Here is an 18,927-nt window from a genome sequence, read left to right as displayed (position 1 = left end):
GCGTCCTACGCGCCCTCCACCGGCGCGTCCGTCTGCTGGAGCTCGTCCGCGTGCTCGCCCGTCACCAGGTAGACGACCCGCTTGGCGACCGACACCGCGTGGTCCGCGAAACGCTCGTAGTAGCGACCCAGCAGCGTCACGTCCACGGCCGTCTCGATGCCGTGCTTCCATCGGTCGTCCATCAGGTGCTGGAACAGGGTCCGGTGCAGCCGGTCCATCTCGTCGTCGTCCTGCTCCAGCTGGAGCGCCAGGTCGACGTCCTTCGTGATGATGACCTCGGCGGCCTTCGCCATCAGGCGCTGCGCCAGCTGTCCCATCTCCAGGATCGTGGCGTGCAGGTCCCGCGGCACCGCCCTGTCCGGGAACCGCAGCCGTGCCAGCTTCGCCACGTGCTGCGCCAGGTCGCCCGAGCGCTCCAGGTCGGCGCTCATCCGCAGCGAGGTGACCACGATCCGCAGATCCGTGGCCACCGGCTGCTGCCGTGCGAGGAGGGCTATGGCCCGTGCCTCCAGGTCGTGCTGGAGATCGTCGACCTTCTGGTCGGCCGCGATCACGCTCTCCGCGAGCTTCAGATCCGCGTCGAGCATCGCCGTCGTGGCGCGCCCGATCGCCGACCCGACGAGCCGGGCCATCTCGACCAGGCTCTCTCCGATCGAGTCGAGTTCCTCGTGGTACGCGTCCCGCATGGGTGTCCCTCTTTCTCCACGGCAGTCCGGGGGCCGGTGTCCGGGTGGGGCTCGGACCCCCACGCTCCCACGTTCGGCCCCGTACGCGTCCGGCTCCTCCACCACAAATGAACCGACCCTGTCTCCCTGGTGAACTCTGGGCGACGCCCGCCGGCCTCGCCATCAGGGCAAATGAATCAACGCCGTCCCCATGGTGAACTCTGGGCGACGACTGTTCGAGCAGCCACTCGCACGGCTGGGAGAGTGTCCGTCGACCCGCATAACCTTGAGGGCATGGACGTGAACGCGGCGGTTGCCGCATTGGCAGCGATCGCCGGGGTGTGCACCGGCGTGATCGCCATGCTGGCGTTCCGCTGGAGCGAACGCGACCAGGCGCGACCCACCCGTACCTCCCTGCACACCGACGCCGTGCTGCCGCCCGGTGTCGACACCGTGCTCTCCGTGCTGCGGTCCTCCGCGGTCGTTCTCGACGAGAGCGACTCGGTGGTCAAGGCCAGCTCGGCGGCGTACGCCCTCGGCCTGGTCCGGGGCGGCAAGCTGGCTGTCGAGCCCATGCTCAACATGGCCCGGGACACCCGTCGCGACGGGGAGATACGGCAGGTCGAACTGGATCTGCCCCGGCGCGGCACCGGCCGTGTCGAGGCCCTCGCGGTCTCCGCCCGGGTGGCGCCGCTCGGTTCCCGCCTGGTCCTGCTGCTCGTCGAGGACCTGACCGAGGCTCGCCGCATCGAGGCGGTGCGGCGCGACTTCGTGGCCAACGTGAGTCACGAGCTGAAGACCCCGACCGGTGCGCTGTCCCTGCTCTCCGAGGCCGTCATGGACGCCTCGGACGATCCCGAGGCGGTCACCCGTTTCGCGGGCCGGATGCAGATCGAGGCGACCCGCCTCACCAATCTCGTACAGGAACTCATCGACCTCTCCCGGGTCCAGAACGACGACCCCTTGGAGGACTCCGAGCCGGTGCCCGTGGACGAGCTGGTCGCCGAGGCCATCGACCGTTCCCGCCACCCGGCTTCCACCAAGCAGATCACCATGGCCTCCGGCGGCACCGCCGGCCTGCACGTCTGGGGCAGCCGCGGCCAGCTCGCCGCCGCTCTCGGCAACCTCGTCGAGAACGCCGTCAACTACTCTCCGGCCCACACCCGCGTCGGCATCGCGGCCCGCAAGATCGCCGCACCCGGCGGCGACCTGATCGAGATAGCCGTCACCGACCAGGGCATCGGCATCCCCGACAAGGACAAGGAGCGCATCTTCGAGCGCTTCTACCGAGTCGACCCGGCCCGCTCCCGTGCCACCGGCGGTACGGGTCTGGGCCTGGCCATCGTCAAGCACGTGGCCGCCTCGCACGGCGGCGAGGTCACGGTCTGGAGCACCGAAGGCCAGGGCTCCACCTTCACCCTGCGACTGCCCGAGGCGGGCGCCGCACGGGACCGCCGTTCGCCCGACTCGCCCACCCCCGATCTCATGACCGAACCGCTCCCTGCCCCGGAGGTCCTTCCGTGACCCGAGTGCTCGTCGTCGAGGATGAGGAATCCTTCAGCGACGCCCTGTCGTACATGCTCCGCAAGGAAGGCTTCGAGGTCGCGGTCGCCGCGACCGGGCCCGACGGACTCGACGAGTTCGAGCGCAACGGAGCGGACCTCGTCCTCCTCGACCTGATGCTGCCGGGTCTGCCCGGTACCGAGGTGTGCCGCCAGCTGCGCGGCCGCTCGAACGTCCCGGTCATCATGGTGACCGCCAAGGACAGCGAGATCGACAAGGTCGTCGGCCTGGAGATAGGAGCCGACGACTACGTCACCAAGCCCTTCTCCTCGCGGGAGCTGGTCGCCCGCATCCGCGCGGTGCTGCGCCGCCGCGGGGAACCGGAGGAGGTCACGCCGGCGGCCCTGGAGGCCGGTCCGGTGCGGATGGACGTGGACCGCCACGTCGTGACGGTCTCCGGAGGCAAGGTCGACCTTCCGCTGAAGGAGTTCGACCTGCTGGAGATGCTGCTGCGGAACGCGGGCCGGGTGCTGACGCGGATGCAGCTCATCGACCGCGTCTGGGGCGCGGACTACGTCGGCGACACCAAGACCCTCGACGTCCACGTCAAGCGGCTGCGCGCCAAGATCGAACCGGACCCGGGCGCGCCGCGCTATCTGGTGACGGTCCGGGGGCTGGGCTACAAGTTCGAGCCGTAGACCGTGACCGGCCGTGACCGCCGCGCCGAGCCGTTCCCGGGGCGCGTGGCGTACGGTTCCGGCGCGCGTCGCGGGGTGACCCGGACACGCCCGGCCTGGCGCGCGTGCGAGGACCGACCGTCCGGCCTACGCGCGAGGGCGCCCCACCGGATCTGATCCGGTGGGGCGCCCTCGTGTGTTCCGGGTCAGTGACCGGCCGCGTGCTCGGCGTCGCCGGACGGTTCGCCCGAGGGCGTCTCGGCCGGGGTGTCCGACGGGGTGGCGTCCGGAGTGGCGCCGGGCGGCTTCGGCAGCTCGCTCGGGCCGTACCCCTCGAAGTAGCCCTTCGCGGGTACGACGAAGGCGTTCAGGGACACGTCGCCGGTCTGGCTCAGCTTGAAGACGACCCGCTGGGCGGCGCCGTCCTTGACGGCCTCGCGGCCGTTCTCGATCACGGCGGAGGCGTTGCCCTCGCCGCCGATGACGACCGAGCCGCCCGCGGGGATCGTGATCGGGCCGGCGCCTTCGGCGGCCTTGAGCGTCACCGTCGCCGCGGCCCCCGGCAGGGTGATCGCGTCGATGGTCTGCTGGGCGCTGCCGTTGTTGAAGACCGTGGCCGAGACGACGGCGGGTCCGGCGGCGGTGAGTCCGGGCTGCGTGATGACCAGAGCGTTCTGGACCTTGACGTCCTCGACGGTGACGGCGGCGTTGTCGGGGCGGACCCCGAGCGTCTGCGCGTCGTTGCCCGCGCCACACGCGGACAGGGAGGCGATCGAGATCACGATGGCGGTGGCGGCGAGGGCGCCGCGTCGAAGGCTGCGGCTCACGGCGGCGGCATCTCCTAGGACGTACGGACAGTCTGTGGACGGCCCGCCGCGCGGCCCGGGGACCAGCGGCGGACTAAGGACGAGCTAAAGGTGTGTCGGCGGGCTTAGGTTACCGAGCCGCACTCTTCGTCCCGCACCCGACCCGCCCCTCCGCACCTCGTCGCCTTCCCCCGGTGCCCCCGCGATGGCCGGAAACGGTTCATTGACCCGGCGTTCACAAAACCGCCTTGATCAATTCGACGGGCGTCCGGTATTCCGCGGGGCGCGCCCCGGAAAAGGCCACTCCGACAGTCGTTGATCAATTCGGGATTCGATCAGGGATGCGTCCGTACGGGTGGTCGACCCTCGAACGGAGCACCTGAAGATGCCTACCCTGAACCAGGCAAAACAGGACAACATTCCTCTCGTCAGGGGCTCCCGGAGCGTGTAGCGTTCGCGTTTCTCTGTGTCCACGCAGCCGCTCCGACCTGCGAATACCGCCTTCCGCAAGCCCTTCGCAGCACGTCCGTGTCGCTGTTGTCAAGCCCCGAGATATGCCCTGACCTGCGAAAACGCCATTCAGAAGAAGCCGTATCCGTGTTACCCTGGATAGCCACGGAAGGGGTACCTGTCACATGACGTTCAAGGTTGGCGACACCGTGGTCTATCCCCATCACGGGGCCGCGCTGATCGAGGCCATCGAAACTCGCCAGATCAAAGGCGTGGACAAGACCTACTTGGTGCTCAAGGTCGCTCAGGGCGACCTGACGGTTCGTGTGCCGGCGGACAACGCGGAGTTCGTCGGAGTGCGCGACGTAGTCGGGCAGGACGGGCTGGACCGGGTCTTCGAGGTGCTGCGCGCACCGTATGCCGAGGAGCCGACGAACTGGTCACGTCGCTACAAGGCGAATCTTGAGAAGCTCGCCTCCGGCGATGTCATCAAGGTCGCCGAAGTGGTCCGCGACCTGTGGCGCCGGGAGCGGGAGCGCGGACTCTCCGCAGGTGAGAAGCGCATGCTCGCCAAGGCTCGGCAGATCCTGGTGAGTGAGCTCGCCCTCGCGGAGAACACGAACGAGGACAAGGCCGAGGCTCTCCTCGACGAGGTCCTCGCGTCCTGATGTGAGAAGCGATGCCGTGGTGCCCGCTGACGTGCTGTGAAGATCACAGTGGCGTCGCCGGGCGCTGCGGCATGTCCGCGTCCCGCCTCACGGCGCGCCGGTGATCCGTCTGGTGCCACCGTCGCGACCGCTTGGCCCGGACACCGCTCGCGGTGCCGGCCTCGACCATTCCCCCGTCCCGATTCCCTCGTGCCGTCATCCCCTGTGCCTCCGCGGAACGCCCCCGACCGTCGTCACGGAAAGGGCCCGGTCGAGGCGTCGCGTCGGCGCGCCCCAGCCGTCGGCCGGGGTGCACCCAGGGCCATACCCATGTCGGCCGAGGAAACAAACCTGCCGGAGTGCAACCGATGACAGACGAAACGCGTCCCGGACGGACCGCGGCGGTGATCCCCGCCGCGGGACGGGGCGTACGGCTCGGCCCGGGCGCCCCCAAGGCGCTCCGCGCGCTGAACGGCACCCCTATGCTCATCCACGCCGTCCGGGCGATGGCCGCCTCCCGCGCCGTCTCCCTCGTCGTCGTGGTAGCCCCCTCCGACGGCGCCGCCGAGGTCAAGAACCTCCTCGACGCGCACGCCCTGCCCGAGCGGACCGACTACCTGGTCGTCCCCGGTGGCGAAACCCGCCAGGAATCCGTACGTCTCGGCCTGGAAGCGCTGCCCGAGGGCATCGCCACCGTCCTCGTCCACGACGCCGCCCGCCCCCTCGTGCCCGTCGACACCGTCGACGCGGTGGTGGAGGCCGTCCGCGACGGCGCGGTGGCCGTCGTCCCGGCCCTGCCGGTCGCGGACACCGTCAAGGAGGTCGAGCCGGCGCCGGAGAAGGGCCGGCCCGAGCAGGTCGTCGCCACCCCCGAGCGGTCCCGGCTGCGGGCCGTGCAGACCCCGCAGGGCTTCGACCGCGACACCCTCGTCGACGCCCACGCCACCGTCGCCCTCACCGGCGACGGCGCCACCGACGACGCCGGCATGGTCGAACGGCTCGGCGCCCCCGTCGTCGTCGTCCCCGGCCACGAAGAGGCGTTCAAGGTGACCCGCCCCCTCGACCTCGTCCTCGCCGAGGCCGTACTCGCCCGCAGGAGGGCCAACGATGGCTTCTGAGCCGACCCGGCTCCCGCCGCTGCCCCGCACCGGCATCGGCACCGACGTCCACGCCTTCGAGCGGGGCCGCGCCCTGTGGTGCGCGGGCCTGCTCTGGGAGGACGAGGAGTACGGCCTCGCCGGGCACTCCGACGGTGACGTCGCCGCCCACGCCGCCTGCGACGCCCTCTTCTCCGCCGCGGGCATCGGCGACCTCGGCGCCCACTTCGGCACCTCCCGCCCCGAGTGGTCCGGCGCCTCCGGCGTCACCCTGCTCGCCGAGGCCGCCCGCCTCGTCCGCGCCGAGGGGTACGAGATCGGCAACATCGCCGTCCAGGTCGTCGGCGTCCGCCCCAAGGTGGGCAAGCGCCGCGACGAGGCGCAGCAGGCGCTCGGCGAGGCGGTCGGAGCCCCCGTCTCCGTCTCCGGCACCACCACCGACGGCCTCGGTCTCACCGGCCGCGCCGAAGGGCTCGCCGCCATCGCCACCGCGCTGGTGGTCCGCGTCCGCTAGTCCGACGGGACGACGCCAAGCGGGGACCGTGGTGAAAATGACGCCCCGGGGCCGGGAATCGGTCGCGGGGCACTACCACACGCCCACTACCCTGGTGGGGTGACCATTCGCCTGTACGACACCAGCGCCCGGCAGATCCGTGACTTCAACCCCCTCACACCGGGCTGTGTCTCGATCTACCTCTGTGGCGCCACCGTCCAGGCGGCCCCGCACATCGGACACATCCGCTCGGGGCTGAACTTCGACATCATGCGCCGCTGGTTCGAGTACCGCGGCCACGACGTCACCTTCATCCGCAACGTCACCGACATCGACGACAAGATCATCGCCAAGGCCGCCGAACAGGGCCGCCCCTGGTGGTCCATCGGGTACGACAACGAACGCGCCTTCAACGACGGCTACGAGGCCCTCGGTTGCCTGCCGCCCACCTACGAGCCGCGCGCCACCGGCCACGTCCCCGAGATGATCGAGATGATGCGGGGCCTCATCGAGCGCGGCCACGCCTACGAGGCCGACGGCAGCGTCTACTTCGACGTCCGTTCCTTCCCGGGCTACCTCGAACTGTCCAACCAGGACATCGACGACCTGCGCCAGCCCGCCGAGGACGGCATCACCGGAAAGCGCGACCCGCGCGACTTCGCCATGTGGAAGGCCACCAAGCCGGGCGAGCCCGACTGGGAGACCCCCTGGGGCCGCGGCCGGCCCGGCTGGCACCTGGAGTGCTCGGCCATGGCCCACAAGTACCTGGGTTCCGCCTTCGACATCCACGGCGGCGGCCTCGACCTGATCTTCCCGCACCACGAGAACGAGATCGCCCAGGCCAAGGCCCACGGGGACGCGTTCGCCTCGTACTGGGTGCACAACGCCTGGGTCACCATGAGCGGCGAGAAGATGTCGAAGTCGCTCGGCAACTCGGTCCTCGTCTCCGAGATGGTGAAGAACTGGCGCCCGATCGTCCTGCGCTACTACCTGGGCACCCCGCACTACCGCTCGATGATCGAGTACAGCGAGGAGGCCCTGCGCGAGGCCGATTCGGCCTTCGCCCGTATCGAGGGCTTCGTCCAGCGCGCCACGGAGAAGGCCGGGAAGACCGTCGCCCCGGCCCCCGAGGTGCCGCCCGCCTTCGCCGAGGCGATGGACGACGACCTCGGCGTCCCGCAGGCACTCGCGATCATCCACACCGCCGTCCGGCAGGGCAACAGCGCCCTCGCCGCCGACGACAAGGACGAGGCCATCGCCCGCCTCGCCGAGGTCCGCGCCATGCTCGGCGTCCTGGGCCTGGATCCGCTCGACCCGCACTGGGCCGAGGAGACCGACCGGGGCGAGGAGCTCCACGGCGTCGTCGACACCCTCGTACGCCTCGTGCTCCAGCAGCGCGAATCGGCTCGCGAGCGCAAGGACTGGGCGACCGCCGACGCCATCCGCGACCAGCTCACCCGGTCCGGCCTCGCCATCGAGGACAGCCCGGACGGACCCCGCTGGACGCTGGGCAACCGCTGATGATGTGCCGCTCGGGGAGCCGGGCGGCACACTTCACTCACAGACCTATGTACGCAACACCGAGGATTAGGTAGTCATGGCCGGGAACAGCCAGCGCAGGAACCGCCGTACGTCCAACAAGAAGGGCGCGACGGTCGGCAGCGGTGGCCAGCGGCGCAAGGGCCTCGAGGGCAAGGGCCCGACGCCGCCCGCCGCCGCCCGCAAGGGCCACAAGAAGAACCGCCTCGCCGGTGCCCAGGCCAAGCACGCCGCCGCCCGCCGCCCCGCCCCCCGCCGCGGCGGCCCCAAGGGCACCTCCGAGATGGTCGTCGGCCGCAACCCGGTCTTCGAGGCGCTCCGCGACGGGGTTCCCGCCACCACGCTCTTCGTCCAGCAGTACATCGACAACGACGAGCGCGTCCGCGACGTCCTGAAGCTGGCCGGCGACCGCGGGAACATCAACCTGATGGAAGCCCCGCGCGCCGAGCTCGACCGGATGACCAACGGGCTCAACCACCAGGGACTCGTGCTCCAGGTCCCGCCCTACGAGTACGCGCACCCCGAGGACCTGACCGCGGCGGCGTACGACAACCACGAGGACCCGCTGATCGTCGCCCTCGACGGCGTCACCGACCCGCGCAACCTGGGCGCCATCGTCCGCTCCGTCTCCGCCTTCGGCGGTCACGGCGTCGTCGTCCCCGAACGGCGCGCGGCCGGCATGACCGCCGGCGCCTGGAAGTCCTCCGCCGGTACCGCGGCCCGCACGCCGGTCTCCCGCGTCACCAACCTGACCCGGGCCCTGGAGGGCTACCAGAAGGAGGGCCTGACCGTCGTCGGGCTCGCCGCCGACGGCGAGCACACCGTCGAGGACCTCGAAGCGCTCGACGGCCCGGTCGTCATCGTCATCGGCAGCGAGGGCAAGGGCCTCGGCCGCCTCGTCGGCGAGACCTGCGACTACCGGGTGCGGATCTCCATGCCCGGTGGCGCCGAGTCCCTCAACGCCGGCGTCGCCGCGGGCATCGTCCTCTACGAGGTCGCCCGCCGCCGCGCGCGCTGACCCGCACCGCGGCGGGCGTCGGCAGGTGGCGACGCCTGCCGCCGCGCGACGGCGCACACGGCGTAACGGAAAGGGGCCCACCTCGCTGAGCTGGGCCCTTTCCCACAGTGGGCGATCTTGACGGGTCTCGGACATTCCGAGTCCGTCAAGGCAGTGTCCTAACCCCACGTCACTCGGTTAGATGAGTGTGGACACCAGAACGCCCCGGCCGGGGTTCGACGATCAGCCTGCGCTGAGCATGCTCAAAGTGGATTCCGATCCCGCGCAGGTCATCGTGAACCACGCCAGCTTCCGTGTGCGGCTCGCGCCGGCCCAGCAGCCGAAGTTCGCCGCCGCCCCCCGGATCCCCAGCCTCGCCGGAGCGCCCGCGGGCGCGGCAGCGGGCCGCCGCCGCCCCGTCGTGTGGACGGGCAAGTCATCGCCGGGCGACCCCGGCGCCACCGGCCTGCTCCAGGCCATGCGGGAGTCCTCCGTCTCCACGCTGGAGCCCCCCGCGCACGTCGACGCCGGAGCCACCCAGGCCATCCCGCGCATCGACGCCACCATGCCCACCCCGGTCGTCCCGGCCGCCGGTCCGCCGCTGCTGCCTCCGATGCGGCGCGCCGAAGGGGCCTACGACCAGAGCTACGAGCCGGAGCCGGCCTACGACGCCCGACGCGCCGCCGGTGGCGCCACGGGCCTCGACGGTGACGACCACGAGGGCCGGCCCCACCGCCACGGCGCCGACGCCGTCCGCCACGCCTACTACCCCGGGCGCCGGATGAACCTGGGCGTGGTGCTCCTTCCGCTCCGCGTCCTCCTCGGCTTCATCTGCATCTACGCCGGTATGGGCAAGCTGTGCGACCCCGTCTACTTCGACGGGGGCGAGCGCGGCTCCATGGTCAAGTGGCTCACCTCGCTCCACCCCTGGGCCCTGGCGGAGCCCCTGCGGGACTTCGCCCTCCAGCACCCGGTCGGTGCCGGGCTGACCGTCGCCTTCCTCCAGGTCGTCGTCGGTGTCCTCACCGTCCTCGGACTCTGGCAGCGGGTGGCCGCCGTGGTCGGCGCCCTGCTGTCCGCGGCGATGATCCTCACCGTCAGCTGGCGGACCGTCCCCGTCTACGACGCCCCCGACATCATCTTCCTCGCCGCCTGGTCCCCGCTGGTCATCGCCGGCGCCCCCGTCTACTCCGTCGACGGCCGGCTCGCCGGCGAGGCGTGGCGCACCCTCGGTCCACGCTCCGAACTCTGGGAACTGCGCCGTCGGGTGCTGCGCCGCGGCCTGATCATCGCCTCCGTCGTCATCGGCCTCACGCTCCTCACGGGCTCCATGCTGGGCGGGGCCGTACGGTCCACCGAGATGGTCACCGTGCCCGGCCCGGACGACGACCCGATGAACCACCTGCCCGGACAGCCCCTTCCGAAGGAGCCCGGGACGAGCACTCCGTCCCGCTCCGCCTCCACCAAGCCCCGGCCCTCCGAGTCCGCGGGCGTCAGTGGCAGGCCGGAGGAGGAGAAGAAGACGGCCGAGCCCAGCAGGACCGTGCGGGAGACGGGCCGCGTCAGCGAGAGCCGCCCCACGGCGACGCGTGGCACCGACAGCAGCCCCACCCAGTCCCGGCCCGCGCCGCCGCCGTCCACCGGCTCCGGCTCCGGTTCCGGCGGGACGACGGGCGGCTCGACCACCGGCGGCGGTTCCGGTACCGACAGCGGCTCCACCGACGACGGTTCGACCGGCGGGGGCAACCGCAACCCGATCGGCGGCCTGCTGGGCTGACCGGCCGGGGACGGCGAAGGGCGGCACCGCGTGGAGGCGGTGCCGCCCTTCGCCGTCCTTGTCCGCCGTCCTTGTCCGCCGTGCGGGGCCGTCGGCGGCGCCGGGGGCGGTCGTGCCGGTGGGGCCCGCGGGAGGGGCTGTCAGGCTCCCTGAGAGGCCAGCTCCTTGGCGGCCTCGGTCAGGTCCTTCGCCGTGTCGATCGCCCGCCAGTAGGCCCCCTGCGGCAGCGGGAAGCCCGCCAGGCGGCGTTCCCTGGCCAGCCGGGGGAAGGTGGTGCGCTCGTGGTCGCCCCGGTCGGGCAGCAGCTGCGTGAAGGCCGCGGAGAAGACGTAGACGCCCGCGTTGATGAGATACGGCGAGGGCGGCGACTCGATGAAGTCGGTGATGTGCCCGAAGGTGTCGGTCTCGACGGCACCCCACGGGATTCGGGGGCGGGCCAGAGCGAGCGTCGCGGTGGCGTCCCGCTCGTCGTGGAACGCGGCCATCTCGCGCAGCGAGAACCGGGTCCAGATGTCGCCGTTCGTGGCGTACCAGGGGCGGGTGGGCTCGGGCAGGTGGGCGGCGGCGTACTTCAGCCCGCCGCCGCGGCCCAGCGGCTCCGGTTCGACGACGGTCGTCACACGGAGTGGCAGGTCGGCCTGCCGGAGCCACTCCTGGAGCACCTCGGCGAGATGGCCGCAGGAGACCACGGCATCCGTCACGCCCTCGGCGGCCAGCCAGGAAAGCTGATGGCCGATGATCGGGGTCCCGGTGCCCGGGATCTCGACCATCGGCTTGGGGCGGTCGTCGGTGTAGGGGCGCAGGCGCGAGCCCTGGCCGCCCGCCAGGACCACGGCCTGCGTCGGGGAGGTATGCATACCGGGAACGATAGGCGCACTCCCGGGGCCGGCGGCGCCGGCCGGACGGCGGGTCAGCCGGCGTACATGACGCCGGTCGCGAACGAGGTGTCGCAGACCGGGCGCGAGTAGGACTGGGCGCGGGCGGGGCCGTAGTGCTGCACGGCGGCGCGGCCGAGGGCCTTGGCGATCGACATGCAGTGCTCGGCGAGCGACGGGCGGTTCTCGACCTCGCGCTGGAGGTGGGTGAGAGCCGTTCCGGGGTCCTTCTCCTGAAGTTCCACGAGCAGTTGGTCGCGCAGAATATCCTGGGGAGCGCGGGACTTCGCGGGAACGGAGACGTCCTCGGACGATGCGGTGAGCATCTGGCTTCCGGAGCCCTGGCCCGCCCACGGGACGGCGGACACCGCGAGCGTGCCGGAGAGCACCAGGACGACGGGCAGGACGAGGGCGAGAGAGCGGCCGATACGGCGGGCAGTGTGCGTCACGCAGGCGAGCGTAGCGGTCGGTGATGATTTGGCGACATTTAGTCACTCTCGCGAGGGATCGTTCGAAGTGTCTTTTCGAATCGAGTGTTGACGCCGGGGCGGGGGTGGCGCCCCCACCAGCCGTTCTGCCGGGGGAGTCGTCGACAGTGGTCCGGCGGGTTCCGGGATACGCGTACGGCCTCCCATCGGCAACCGACGAGAGGCCGTACGGCGGTGGCTTCGGGGTCAGCCGGAGAGGCGCTCGCCCGTCGAGGTGGAGAAGACGTGCAGCTCGTCGGCGCGCGGCACGACGTGCAGCGTGGAGCCCTTCGCCGGAACGGCGCGACCGCCGACGCGGACGACCAGGTCCTTCTCCTCGCCGCCGACGCGCGTGGCGCCGTAGACGTAGCCGTCCGCGCCGAGTTCCTCGACGACGTTCACGGAGACGGCCAGACCGGCGTCGCTGTCGGCGCCCGAGACGTCGAAGTGCTCGGGGCGGATGCCGACGGTCACGGTCGTGTCGCCCTTGGCGGACGCGGCGGAGAGCGCCTCACGGGAGACCGGGACGACGCTGTTGCCGAACTTCACGCCGCCTTCCGTGAGCGGGACCTCGACCAGGTTCATGGCCGGCGAGCCGATGAAGCCGGCGACGAAGAGGTTGGCCGGGCGGTCGTACATGTTGCGCGGCGAGTCGACCTGCTGGAGCAGGCCGTCCTTGAGCACGGCGACGCGGTCGCCCATGGTCAGGGCCTCGACCTGGTCATGGGTCACGTACACCGTGGTGATGCCGAGCCGGCGCTGCAGGCTCGCGATCTGCGTCCGGGTGGAGACGCGGAGCTTGGCGTCGAGGTTCGACAGCGGCTCGTCCATGAGGAACACCTGCGGCTCGCGCACGATGGCGCGGCCCATGGCGACACGCTGGCGCTGACCGCCGGACAGCGCCTTGGGCTTGCGGTCCAGGTACGGCGTGAGGTCGAGGATCTTCGCCGCCTCCTCGACCTTGGCGCGGATCTCGCTCTTGTTGACGCCCGCGATCTTGAGCGCGAAACCCATGTTGTCGGCGACGGTCATGTGCGGGTACAGCGCGTAGTTCTGGAACACCATCGCGATGTCCCGGTCCTTGGGCGGCAGGTGCGTGACGTCGCGGTCGCCGATGCGGATGGCGCCGCCGTTGACGTCCTCCAGACCGGCGAGCATGCGCAGAGAGGTCGACTTGCCGCAGCCGGACGGGCCGACGAGGACGAGGAACTCGCCGTCCGCGATCTCGATCTCGAGCTGGTCGACGGCGGGCTTGTCGGAACCCGGGTAGAGCCGGGTCGCCTTGTCGAAAGTGACGGAAGCCATGGTGTTGTGTCCCTTCACCGGCAGGAACGTGCCGGACGATCCGAGTGGAAGGATGGAGGTCTAGTCCACCGGAGTGAACTGTCCGAGACGCTACCCGGCGGCACGGGATCTGTCAGCAGTCGCAGGCCGAGAGATTTCCGACGGTGCGGAGCGTGGGGCCGAGGGCCCCGGCCGGAGGGTGGTTCCGGGGGGCCGCCGGAGGGCGTGTGACGGGGGCGTCGGCGGGCGTGTGGCGGGGGCGCCGCGGGGGCCGGAAGTCCGTCGCGGGGGATTGTCGGCGCTGTGTAGAGTGGGGGAGCCTTCGCGCGCACGGTAGAGCGCGGGCTATGCCTCCTTAGCTCAGCTGGCCAGAGCGCCGCACTTGTAATGCGTAGGTCGTCGGTTCGAATCCGACAGGGGGCTCACCGTGAAGCCCAGGTCAGATGTCGTCTGACCTGGACTTCTGTCGTCAGCGGATGCGGCGGCGCCGCCGTGAGCGCTCCGTACGGGTGCCAGGGGTCTCAGTTCTGGTCTCAGAGGGGCCTGTGGGCTGGCCCGGTGTGAAGGCGTTGCCCATGCGCAGCATGGCGTCCTTGGAGAGAGCTGAGCGCCCCTTGACGTAGCGGCGGGTCTGGCTGATCTGGGTGTGGCGAAGGATCTCCATGATGGTCGGCATGTCCACCCCCAGTTCGTTGAGGATGGTGCCGGCGGTGTGGCGACTGCCGTCGTAGAGCCGCCGATCGCTGATCCCGGCCTCTTCGAGGAGTTCCTTGAATTCCTCCCAGTCGTCCCGGGGGTCGATCGGCCGGCCGTCCGGGCGCGTGAATACCGCGTCGAACTCCTGCCATTCCTCCCCGGCCGCCGCCTGTAGAGCGGTCTGCTGCTTTTTGTGGTCGCGGAGGTAGGGGATGAAGGGGGAGGGGATGGGGACGGCGTTGCGGCTCTTCTTGGTCTTGGGCCGGGTGAAGGCGAGTCCGCCGCCCTTCCGGTCCGGGCAGGTGCTCGCGTGGCGGGTGCAGCCGGGCGGGCACGGCTTCGGGCAGCCCCGCTTGTAGCCCTTGTGCCGGGTGCAGTGGGGCGGGCAGAAATCGAAGCGGTGGAGGCGTTCGCCGCAGAGGTGGGGGTCTGCGCAGCCGTGGCGCCAGGTGAGGCGTTGGAGCTGCCACTGCGGGTTGAACAGCTCGGCTTCCAGGTCGACGTACTTCCACCGGAGCCCCAGGCTCTCGCCCTGCCGGAAGCCCATCCCAACGCCGACGAGCCAGCGCATGAAGGTGGGCCGCTTCGCTGCGGCGAGCAGGAACGCTTTCGCCTCCTCCATGGTGAACGGGTTCGCTTCGGTCTCATCGACGGTGGGCGGGTCGACGAGGGTGGCGACGTTTTCCGCGATCATCCGGCGACGGTGGGCGATCTTCAGGGCGCGGGAGAGGATGCGGTGCACCTTGAGCACGTGGGACGGGGCGTGGCCGGCGCGGAGCATGTCGGCGTAGCAGCGTTCCAGGTGCTCGGGCTGGAGCTTGTCGATCCGGTGCTGACCGAGTCCGGGGATGATGTCGTTGCGGGTTTTGGACCAGTAGTCGTCCAGGGAGCGGGGCTTGAGTTTCAGGCTCGCGATGGTGGTCAGGTAGGTGGTCATCCACTGTTCGACGGTGGGCTTGCGTCCGGCGACGGGCGCCCGCCCCTCGTCGCGGAGCTTCTCCAACTCCCGCACCTTGCGCTTGACTTCAGCCTCAGTCTTGGCGCGGCGGTGTCGGCGGTCGGGGCTGCCGTCGTTCCTGGTGCCCATGGTGACGCGGCCGTGCCACCAGCCGTCGCTGCCGAGGTAGATGGACGATTCGAGGTTGGCTTTTCGGGGGCTCATCGTGCTCCTTGCGCGCCGAAGCGCGGGCCGGAGAGTGTCCTCCGGCCCGCGCTTCGGGTCGTGGGTCAGTGGGTGGTGGTCTCCGACGGCATCCCGGCGACGAACGCCTTCAGCACGGCGACCTTGATGCGGCGGCAGCGGCCCTGCTTCACGTACTCCAGGGCACCGTCGGCCATCAGCTCGTAGACGGTGGAGCGGCCGAGCCGGAGGGCTTCGGCGGCTTCCTCGGGGGTGTAGAGAAGGGGCTCGATGACTCGCGTGGCGGTGCTCAACGGAATGCCTCCTCGGTGGCGAATCCGGGGGCTTCCTGCCCCCTTCTTGTGAGGTCCGCAACGTCCGCCACGCCGCCACACCGCAGGTCAGGGGCCTGCGTTTGTGGCGGATGGCAGTCGTGTGGCGGCACCTGGTGACGCTGGAGGTCAGCCCGCGACCGGGAAGAGCGGTGTGGCGGATTCCGCAGACATGTGGCGGGTGGTTGTGGCGGTATCCGCCACGGATTCACCCCCGCTGACCTGCGGTGTGGCGGACGTGGCGGATGTTGCGGATTCCTCGGGGGGCGGAGGGCAGTACCGCGTCCAGGCGTCCACGAGGTCTTCCGCGTAGTAGCCCTTCGGGGTGCCGGAGGCGGTGCGAATGCCTCGCGGCTTGATGGGCTTGATGGCCGGGGTGACGTACTGCCCGAGGAGCTTGGCGAGCGTCCGGGAGTTCAGCGGCTTGTCGTCCAGGTCGCCCCAGGGGGCGTCGTCCATGCGGAGCAGGATTTCGAGGATGACGGCGGTGGGCACCCGGTCCGCGCCGCAGAACACGGTGTCGCGCAGGTCGGTCAGCAGTCGGACCCCCAACGATGCTTCGTCGTTGTCCTGACCGGCGTTGATCAGGTCCAGGCAGGCGGCCCGGGCCCGGGCGGGCCAGGCTCCACCGGCCGCGTCCGCGACGGCGAGAAGCGGCTCCCAGACGTCGGCGGGCCGGTCGGTGACCCCGTCGGGCATCTCGGGCCAGGCGTTGGCGACCTGGTCGCGGACGGTGTCGGCCCACTTCGCGACCTGGTCGCGCAGGGCGTGGCCCTGCTTCTCGTGGATGCGCTGCCGGTAGGACTCGACCTTCTCGTTGGGGGCCCGCTTCCGCATCCGAATGATGACCGACCGCGTCAGCACGGTGTCGGGGAGGGAGCCGAGTCCGGCCATGGCGACGGCGCAGTAGGAGCCGAACACCTGGGCGTTCTGGTTGGAGCCGTCCCCGACGCACCGCAGGGCCCCGCCGATGCGCCGGTATCCGGCGTTCAGGAACCCGCGGAGCGCCTCGTCCGCCCCGGCCTTGGGGCCGAAGATGGTGTCCACCTCGTCGAACAGGACGGTGGGCAGTCCCTCGGCGGAGTCGACCAGCCGGTAGAGGGCGTTCGCGGACGCGGACACCGTGCTCATGGGGCGGGGGGTGAGGAGTTCCACGATCTCCAGCGCCCGGGACTTTCCCGATCCGGGTTCCGGGGAGAGGAACGCGATGCGGGGGGTGGTCTCGAAGCAGTCGATCAGGTGGGCGTGTGCGTCCCACAGGGCGACCGCGACGTAGGCGGACTCGGTGGGGAAGACGTTGAACCGGCGGTGGAAGGCTTCCACCTGGTCGAGGAGGGCGGCGCCGTCGATGGGTGCCTTGGTCTGCTGGGCGGGCGTGTTCATGCGGCGTTCCTCCGGTGCTGCTCGGTGTGCGGGCAGTGGTCGACGCGGGCGCGGGTGGTCAGTTCGGTGACGCGGTCGCGGCCCCGGGCGCGTTCGTGGTGGCCGCAGGCGCAGAGCCAGTCAGCCGTGGGGATCTGGTTGCGGCCGAGCCCGCGCACCGTGAGTCCGGGGCGGATGCCGGTCACCGTGACCGTGCGCGGGTCAGGGAGAACAGCAACGCGGACGCCTCCGGCGACGCCTTTCGGCTCGCCACCGGTCCTCCGTGCTGCGGTGGCGTTGGCGGCCTGCGGGGTGTTCGGGGTGGCAGGCAGGCTCTTAAGGCGGGGATTCCTGGGGGTGGTGGTCATGCCGGGCGCCCGGGGTTGTTGGCGATGGACCAGTTCAGAGCGCTGGTCACGGCGGCGCGGCACTCGTTCTCGCGGAGGCCGGCCGCCAATCCCGCCGAATTAAGAGCCTGCTCGACCTCATGGCGGTCGAGGTCGCCGGGCGGGATGAACCGCCCCAGAGCGCGGGCGGCCCGAACCAGCGTCCAGTTCCGCACCCCCTCCCCGGCCCTCGCGACGGCCGCCGTTTCGGCCCTGAGAGCCGCTGCCGCGTACCTGGAGGCCCGTACCGGCACGGGCGCGGCCGTCAATGCACGCGACGACTGATGGGGCGTCAGGAGGGCGTGCAGCCATTCCGGGAGCGGAACGGGTGCGGTGGGGTCGACCACTTCGTACGCACCGCCAGGGAGGACGCTGCCCGCGGCGACGACGTAGCCGCCGTGGGCGCGGGTGTCGATGTGCTTGCCGAGCCTGCCCGCGCTGTTGCCGAGCCTCACCCCGGGCGGGGCGGTGAAGTACAGGTGGTGCCCGCCGCTCGCGGTCCGGGTCCGGTAGGTGGCGGGGACGGCCTTGCCGGCGCGCTCGCAGAGCGCTTGCAGGGAAGTCACGCCGTCAGGCGTTCCTTTCGGATCCTTCGCCTTGACCGGGTCCAGGTCCACCACGACCAGCCCGGACGGGCCCGTGGCCACACCGACGTTGAACGCGCCCGCCGACCACGCGGCGCGGATGCGGTCGTGGTCGGTGGTGGCCCGCTGCTCCCACTTCCGGTGCCCGCCCGTGCAGTCGCCGGTGCCGGGGCAGGTGGTCTCTCCGTGGAGGGCGGGGCGCTTGTCGCGGGGGCGGAGCGGGAAGACGTGCCACCCGCGCTCGGCCGCACCCAGCGCGGCGGACAGGAGGTCGGGCACTCGCCCGATGGGGGTGGGTTGGGTCATGCTGGTGTCTCCAGTTCTGTGAGAAGTGCTGGCAGACGAGGGCGGCCCCAGACTTTGGCGAGGCGGGGGCCGCCCTCGTGCATGTCAGAAGGGCGGTTCGTTGCTCCACGGGTCGCGCACGCCACGGCGGCGACGACGGATGCGCGGGCAGCGGATCAGGGTCCAGCGGCGGGTTTCGTCCCAGCAGGTGCAGGGGTCCCACTCGGTGCCGGCGTACTCCCCGTTGTGGTCGCCGTAGTCGTAGGCGAGCCCGCCGTGCCCGTCGCAGAGCGGGCAGTCGGGGCGGGGGGTGTCGGTGAGGGTCAGGGTCCGGCGGTCCCAGCCGGTGAGCTGGAGGCGCAGTCGCACGGGATGCTCCTCAGATGTTGGGGAGGGCGTCGATGAGGGCGGTGGCCATCTCGTTGATGGGTCCGGCGGCTCCGGTGGAAGCGAGGAAGAACCCGAACCCGGCAGCGGTGAACGCTCCGCCCGGGGTGAGGCTGCCGGACCGCAGCAGGAAGAACAGGACGAGTCCGAAGAGAGCGACAAGGGACAGGGTCACTGCCATGGGGTGGCCTTCCGGTCGGTGGGCTGGGGTCGGGTGCCGGCCGCGTGGATGCTGCGGCTGTCGTTCAGCAGCCGGCGCCCGATGCGGAGTCGGGCGCGGTCGCCATGGCAGCGCCGGCAGACGGTGACGGCGCGGCGGCGGGTGCGGACGCCGATGCCGGAACACTTCCGGCACGGGGCGAACGGCCGCATCGCGCACAACACTGCGTAACCGGCGGCGGTGAGGAGGATGAGGAGGCTAGCGAGCGCCACGAGGGGCTCACATCCCTTCGTCAGGCGGGTTTCCGGGTGTTTCCGCAGGTGGGCTGCTAGACGCTA

21 protein-coding genes and 1 tRNA gene are annotated in these 18,927 nt (G+C 71.1%); 9 read left to right on the top strand and 13 right to left on the bottom strand.

Annotated features, from left to right (window positions below; all coding sequences use genetic code 11):
- Positions 1 to 5: 5 nt before the first annotated feature.
- Positions 6 to 686: a phosphate signaling complex protein PhoU gene (gene phoU / locus OG393_RS13745; protein WP_327374948.1), complete on the bottom strand. Its 681-nt coding sequence runs from the start codon at positions 684 to 686 to the stop codon at positions 6 to 8.
- A gap of 273 nt (positions 687 to 959) precedes the next feature.
- Here phoU and OG393_RS13740 point away from each other — a divergent pair, with 273 nt between their 5' ends.
- Together OG393_RS13740 and OG393_RS13735 are read left to right on the top strand one after the other, a co-directional pair.
- Positions 960 to 2,189, top strand: coding sequence for a sensor histidine kinase (locus OG393_RS13740; protein WP_327374947.1), 1,230 nt, complete (start codon positions 960 to 962; stop codon positions 2,187 to 2,189).
- Positions 2,186 to 2,866, top strand: a complete 681-nt coding sequence (locus OG393_RS13735) for a response regulator transcription factor (RefSeq protein ID WP_017242433.1) — start codon at positions 2,186 to 2,188, stop codon at positions 2,864 to 2,866. Before OG393_RS13740 ends, OG393_RS13735 begins: the two co-directional genes overlap by 4 nt.
- 185 nt (positions 2,867 to 3,051) lie before the next feature.
- Here the strand turns inward: OG393_RS13735 and OG393_RS13730 are convergent, their stop codons facing one another.
- Positions 3,052 to 3,672 carry a DUF461 domain-containing protein gene (locus OG393_RS13730; RefSeq protein WP_327374946.1) on the bottom strand — a complete coding sequence of 207 codons (621 nt, stop codon included), beginning with the start codon at positions 3,670 to 3,672 and terminating at the stop codon, positions 3,052 to 3,054.
- Between the two features lie 614 nt (positions 3,673 to 4,286).
- On the opposite strand from OG393_RS13730, the gene OG393_RS13725 reads away from it, so the two are divergent.
- The 6 genes from OG393_RS13725 to OG393_RS13700 all read left to right on the top strand — a co-directional run bounded on the left by OG393_RS13725 (position 4,287) and on the right by OG393_RS13700 (position 10,651).
- Positions 4,287 to 4,769 carry a CarD family transcriptional regulator gene (locus tag OG393_RS13725; protein ID WP_003953493.1) on the top strand — a complete coding sequence of 161 codons (483 nt, stop codon included), beginning with the start codon at positions 4,287 to 4,289 and terminating at the stop codon, positions 4,767 to 4,769.
- Between the two features lie 347 nt (positions 4,770 to 5,116).
- Complete coding sequence (gene ispD / locus OG393_RS13720) at positions 5,117 to 5,866, top strand: 2-C-methyl-D-erythritol 4-phosphate cytidylyltransferase (protein WP_327374945.1); 750 nt, start codon at positions 5,117 to 5,119, stop codon at positions 5,864 to 5,866.
- Entirely contained in the window at positions 5,856 to 6,359 is a 504-nt protein-coding gene (gene ispF / locus OG393_RS13715; protein WP_327374944.1) for a 2-C-methyl-D-erythritol 2,4-cyclodiphosphate synthase, read from the top strand. The genes ispD and ispF overlap by 11 nt, the downstream gene beginning before the upstream one ends.
- Before the next feature lie 99 nt (positions 6,360 to 6,458).
- Entirely contained in the window at positions 6,459 to 7,859 is a 1,401-nt protein-coding gene (gene cysS, locus OG393_RS13710) for a cysteine--tRNA ligase (protein ID WP_327374943.1), read from the top strand.
- A gap of 76 nt (positions 7,860 to 7,935) precedes the next feature.
- Positions 7,936 to 8,895 carry a 23S rRNA (guanosine(2251)-2'-O)-methyltransferase RlmB gene (gene rlmB / locus OG393_RS13705; protein WP_327374942.1) on the top strand — a complete coding sequence of 320 codons (960 nt, stop codon included), beginning with the start codon at positions 7,936 to 7,938 and terminating at the stop codon, positions 8,893 to 8,895.
- Positions 8,896 to 9,076: 181 nt separating this feature from the next.
- On the top strand, positions 9,077 to 10,651 hold the full coding sequence (locus OG393_RS13700; RefSeq protein ID WP_327374941.1) for a DoxX family membrane protein: 1,575 nt from the start codon (positions 9,077 to 9,079) through the stop codon (positions 10,649 to 10,651).
- A 140-nt stretch (positions 10,652 to 10,791) separates the two neighbouring features.
- Here OG393_RS13700 and OG393_RS13695 read toward each other — a convergent pair whose 3' ends face one another.
- The 3 genes from OG393_RS13695 to OG393_RS13685 all read right to left on the bottom strand — a co-directional run bounded on the left by OG393_RS13695 (position 10,792) and on the right by OG393_RS13685 (position 13,298).
- The gene (locus OG393_RS13695) at positions 10,792 to 11,508 is read right to left on the bottom strand and encodes a nucleotidyltransferase family protein (RefSeq protein WP_327374940.1); all 717 of its coding nucleotides are present in this window, start codon (positions 11,506 to 11,508) and stop codon (positions 10,792 to 10,794) included.
- 53 nt (positions 11,509 to 11,561) lie between these two features.
- Complete coding sequence (locus tag OG393_RS13690; protein ID WP_327374939.1) at positions 11,562 to 11,975, bottom strand: hypothetical protein; 414 nt, start codon at positions 11,973 to 11,975, stop codon at positions 11,562 to 11,564.
- A 225-nt stretch (positions 11,976 to 12,200) separates the two neighbouring features.
- Complete coding sequence (locus OG393_RS13685; protein WP_327374938.1) at positions 12,201 to 13,298, bottom strand: ABC transporter ATP-binding protein; 1,098 nt, start codon at positions 13,296 to 13,298, stop codon at positions 12,201 to 12,203.
- Between the two features lie 328 nt (positions 13,299 to 13,626).
- Here OG393_RS13685 and OG393_RS13680 point away from each other — a divergent pair.
- Positions 13,627 to 13,700: transfer RNA gene (locus OG393_RS13680), tRNA-Thr, on the top strand.
- A gap of 46 nt (positions 13,701 to 13,746) precedes the next feature.
- Here the strand turns inward: OG393_RS13680 and OG393_RS13675 are convergent.
- The 8 genes from OG393_RS13675 to OG393_RS13640 all read right to left on the bottom strand — a co-directional run bounded on the left by OG393_RS13675 (position 13,747) and on the right by OG393_RS13640 (position 18,861).
- Complete coding sequence (locus OG393_RS13675) at positions 13,747 to 15,135, bottom strand: tyrosine-type recombinase/integrase (protein WP_327374937.1); 1,389 nt, start codon at positions 15,133 to 15,135, stop codon at positions 13,747 to 13,749.
- Between the two features lie 65 nt (positions 15,136 to 15,200).
- Entirely contained in the window at positions 15,201 to 15,407 is a 207-nt protein-coding gene (locus OG393_RS13670; RefSeq protein ID WP_327374936.1) for a helix-turn-helix domain-containing protein, read from the bottom strand.
- Between the two features lie 147 nt (positions 15,408 to 15,554).
- Complete coding sequence (locus OG393_RS13665) at positions 15,555 to 16,808, bottom strand: DUF3631 domain-containing protein (protein ID WP_327374935.1); 1,254 nt, start codon at positions 16,806 to 16,808, stop codon at positions 15,555 to 15,557.
- Positions 16,805 to 17,155, bottom strand: a complete 351-nt coding sequence (locus OG393_RS13660) for a hypothetical protein (RefSeq protein ID WP_327374934.1) — start codon at positions 17,153 to 17,155, stop codon at positions 16,805 to 16,807. The genes OG393_RS13665 and OG393_RS13660 overlap by 4 nt, the downstream gene beginning before the upstream one ends.
- The gene (locus OG393_RS13655) at positions 17,152 to 18,063 is read right to left on the bottom strand and encodes a bifunctional DNA primase/polymerase (RefSeq protein WP_327374933.1); all 912 of its coding nucleotides are present in this window, start codon (positions 18,061 to 18,063) and stop codon (positions 17,152 to 17,154) included. Before OG393_RS13655 ends, OG393_RS13660 begins: the two co-directional genes overlap by 4 nt.
- 84 nt (positions 18,064 to 18,147) lie before the next feature.
- The gene (locus tag OG393_RS13650; protein ID WP_327374932.1) at positions 18,148 to 18,411 is read right to left on the bottom strand and encodes a hypothetical protein; all 264 of its coding nucleotides are present in this window, start codon (positions 18,409 to 18,411) and stop codon (positions 18,148 to 18,150) included.
- A 10-nt stretch (positions 18,412 to 18,421) separates the two neighbouring features.
- The gene (locus OG393_RS13645) at positions 18,422 to 18,610 is read right to left on the bottom strand and encodes a hypothetical protein (protein WP_327374931.1); all 189 of its coding nucleotides are present in this window, start codon (positions 18,608 to 18,610) and stop codon (positions 18,422 to 18,424) included.
- Positions 18,601 to 18,861, bottom strand: coding sequence for a hypothetical protein (locus OG393_RS13640; RefSeq protein ID WP_327374930.1), 261 nt, complete (start codon positions 18,859 to 18,861; stop codon positions 18,601 to 18,603). Before OG393_RS13640 ends, OG393_RS13645 begins: the two co-directional genes overlap by 10 nt.
- Positions 18,862 to 18,927: the final 66 nt, after the last annotated feature.

Origin of the sequence: Streptomyces sp. NBC_01216 (assembly GCF_035994945.1) — a bacterium.
In the GTDB taxonomy this organism is placed as follows: Bacteria; Actinomycetota; Actinomycetes; order Streptomycetales; family Streptomycetaceae; genus Streptomyces.
Note: the sequence above shows the minus strand (reverse complement) of the source record. Positions and strands in the feature narration are given on the sequence as shown.

Excerpts from the sequence above, each read along its gene's own strand:
- phoU (WP_327374948.1), bottom strand. The coding sequence starts at position 686 with ATGCGGGACGCGTACCACGAGGAACTCGACTCGATCGGAGAGAGCCTG.
- OG393_RS13740 (WP_327374947.1), top strand. The coding sequence starts at position 960 with ATGGACGTGAACGCGGCGGTTGCCGCATTGGCAGCGATCGCCGGGGTG.
- OG393_RS13725 (WP_003953493.1), top strand. The coding sequence starts at position 4,287 with ATGACGTTCAAGGTTGGCGACACCGTGGTCTATCCCCATCACGGGGCC.
- ispD (WP_327374945.1), top strand. The coding sequence starts at position 5,117 with ATGACAGACGAAACGCGTCCCGGACGGACCGCGGCGGTGATCCCCGCC.
- ispF (WP_327374944.1), top strand. The coding sequence starts at position 5,856 with ATGGCTTCTGAGCCGACCCGGCTCCCGCCGCTGCCCCGCACCGGCATC.
- rlmB (WP_327374942.1), top strand. The coding sequence starts at position 7,936 with ATGGCCGGGAACAGCCAGCGCAGGAACCGCCGTACGTCCAACAAGAAG.
- OG393_RS13700 (WP_327374941.1), top strand. The coding sequence starts at position 9,077 with ATGAGTGTGGACACCAGAACGCCCCGGCCGGGGTTCGACGATCAGCCT.
- OG393_RS13695 (WP_327374940.1), bottom strand. The coding sequence starts at position 11,508 with ATGCATACCTCCCCGACGCAGGCCGTGGTCCTGGCGGGCGGCCAGGGC.
- OG393_RS13685 (WP_327374938.1), bottom strand. The coding sequence starts at position 13,298 with ATGGCTTCCGTCACTTTCGACAAGGCGACCCGGCTCTACCCGGGTTCC.
- OG393_RS13675 (WP_327374937.1), bottom strand. The coding sequence starts at position 15,135 with ATGAGCCCCCGAAAAGCCAACCTCGAATCGTCCATCTACCTCGGCAGC.
- OG393_RS13665 (WP_327374935.1), bottom strand. The coding sequence starts at position 16,808 with ATGAACACGCCCGCCCAGCAGACCAAGGCACCCATCGACGGCGCCGCC.
- OG393_RS13660 (WP_327374934.1), bottom strand. The coding sequence starts at position 17,155 with ATGACCACCACCCCCAGGAATCCCCGCCTTAAGAGCCTGCCTGCCACC.
- OG393_RS13655 (WP_327374933.1), bottom strand. The coding sequence starts at position 18,063 with ATGACCCAACCCACCCCCATCGGGCGAGTGCCCGACCTCCTGTCCGCC.
- OG393_RS13645 (WP_327374931.1), bottom strand. The coding sequence starts at position 18,610 with ATGGCAGTGACCCTGTCCCTTGTCGCTCTCTTCGGACTCGTCCTGTTC.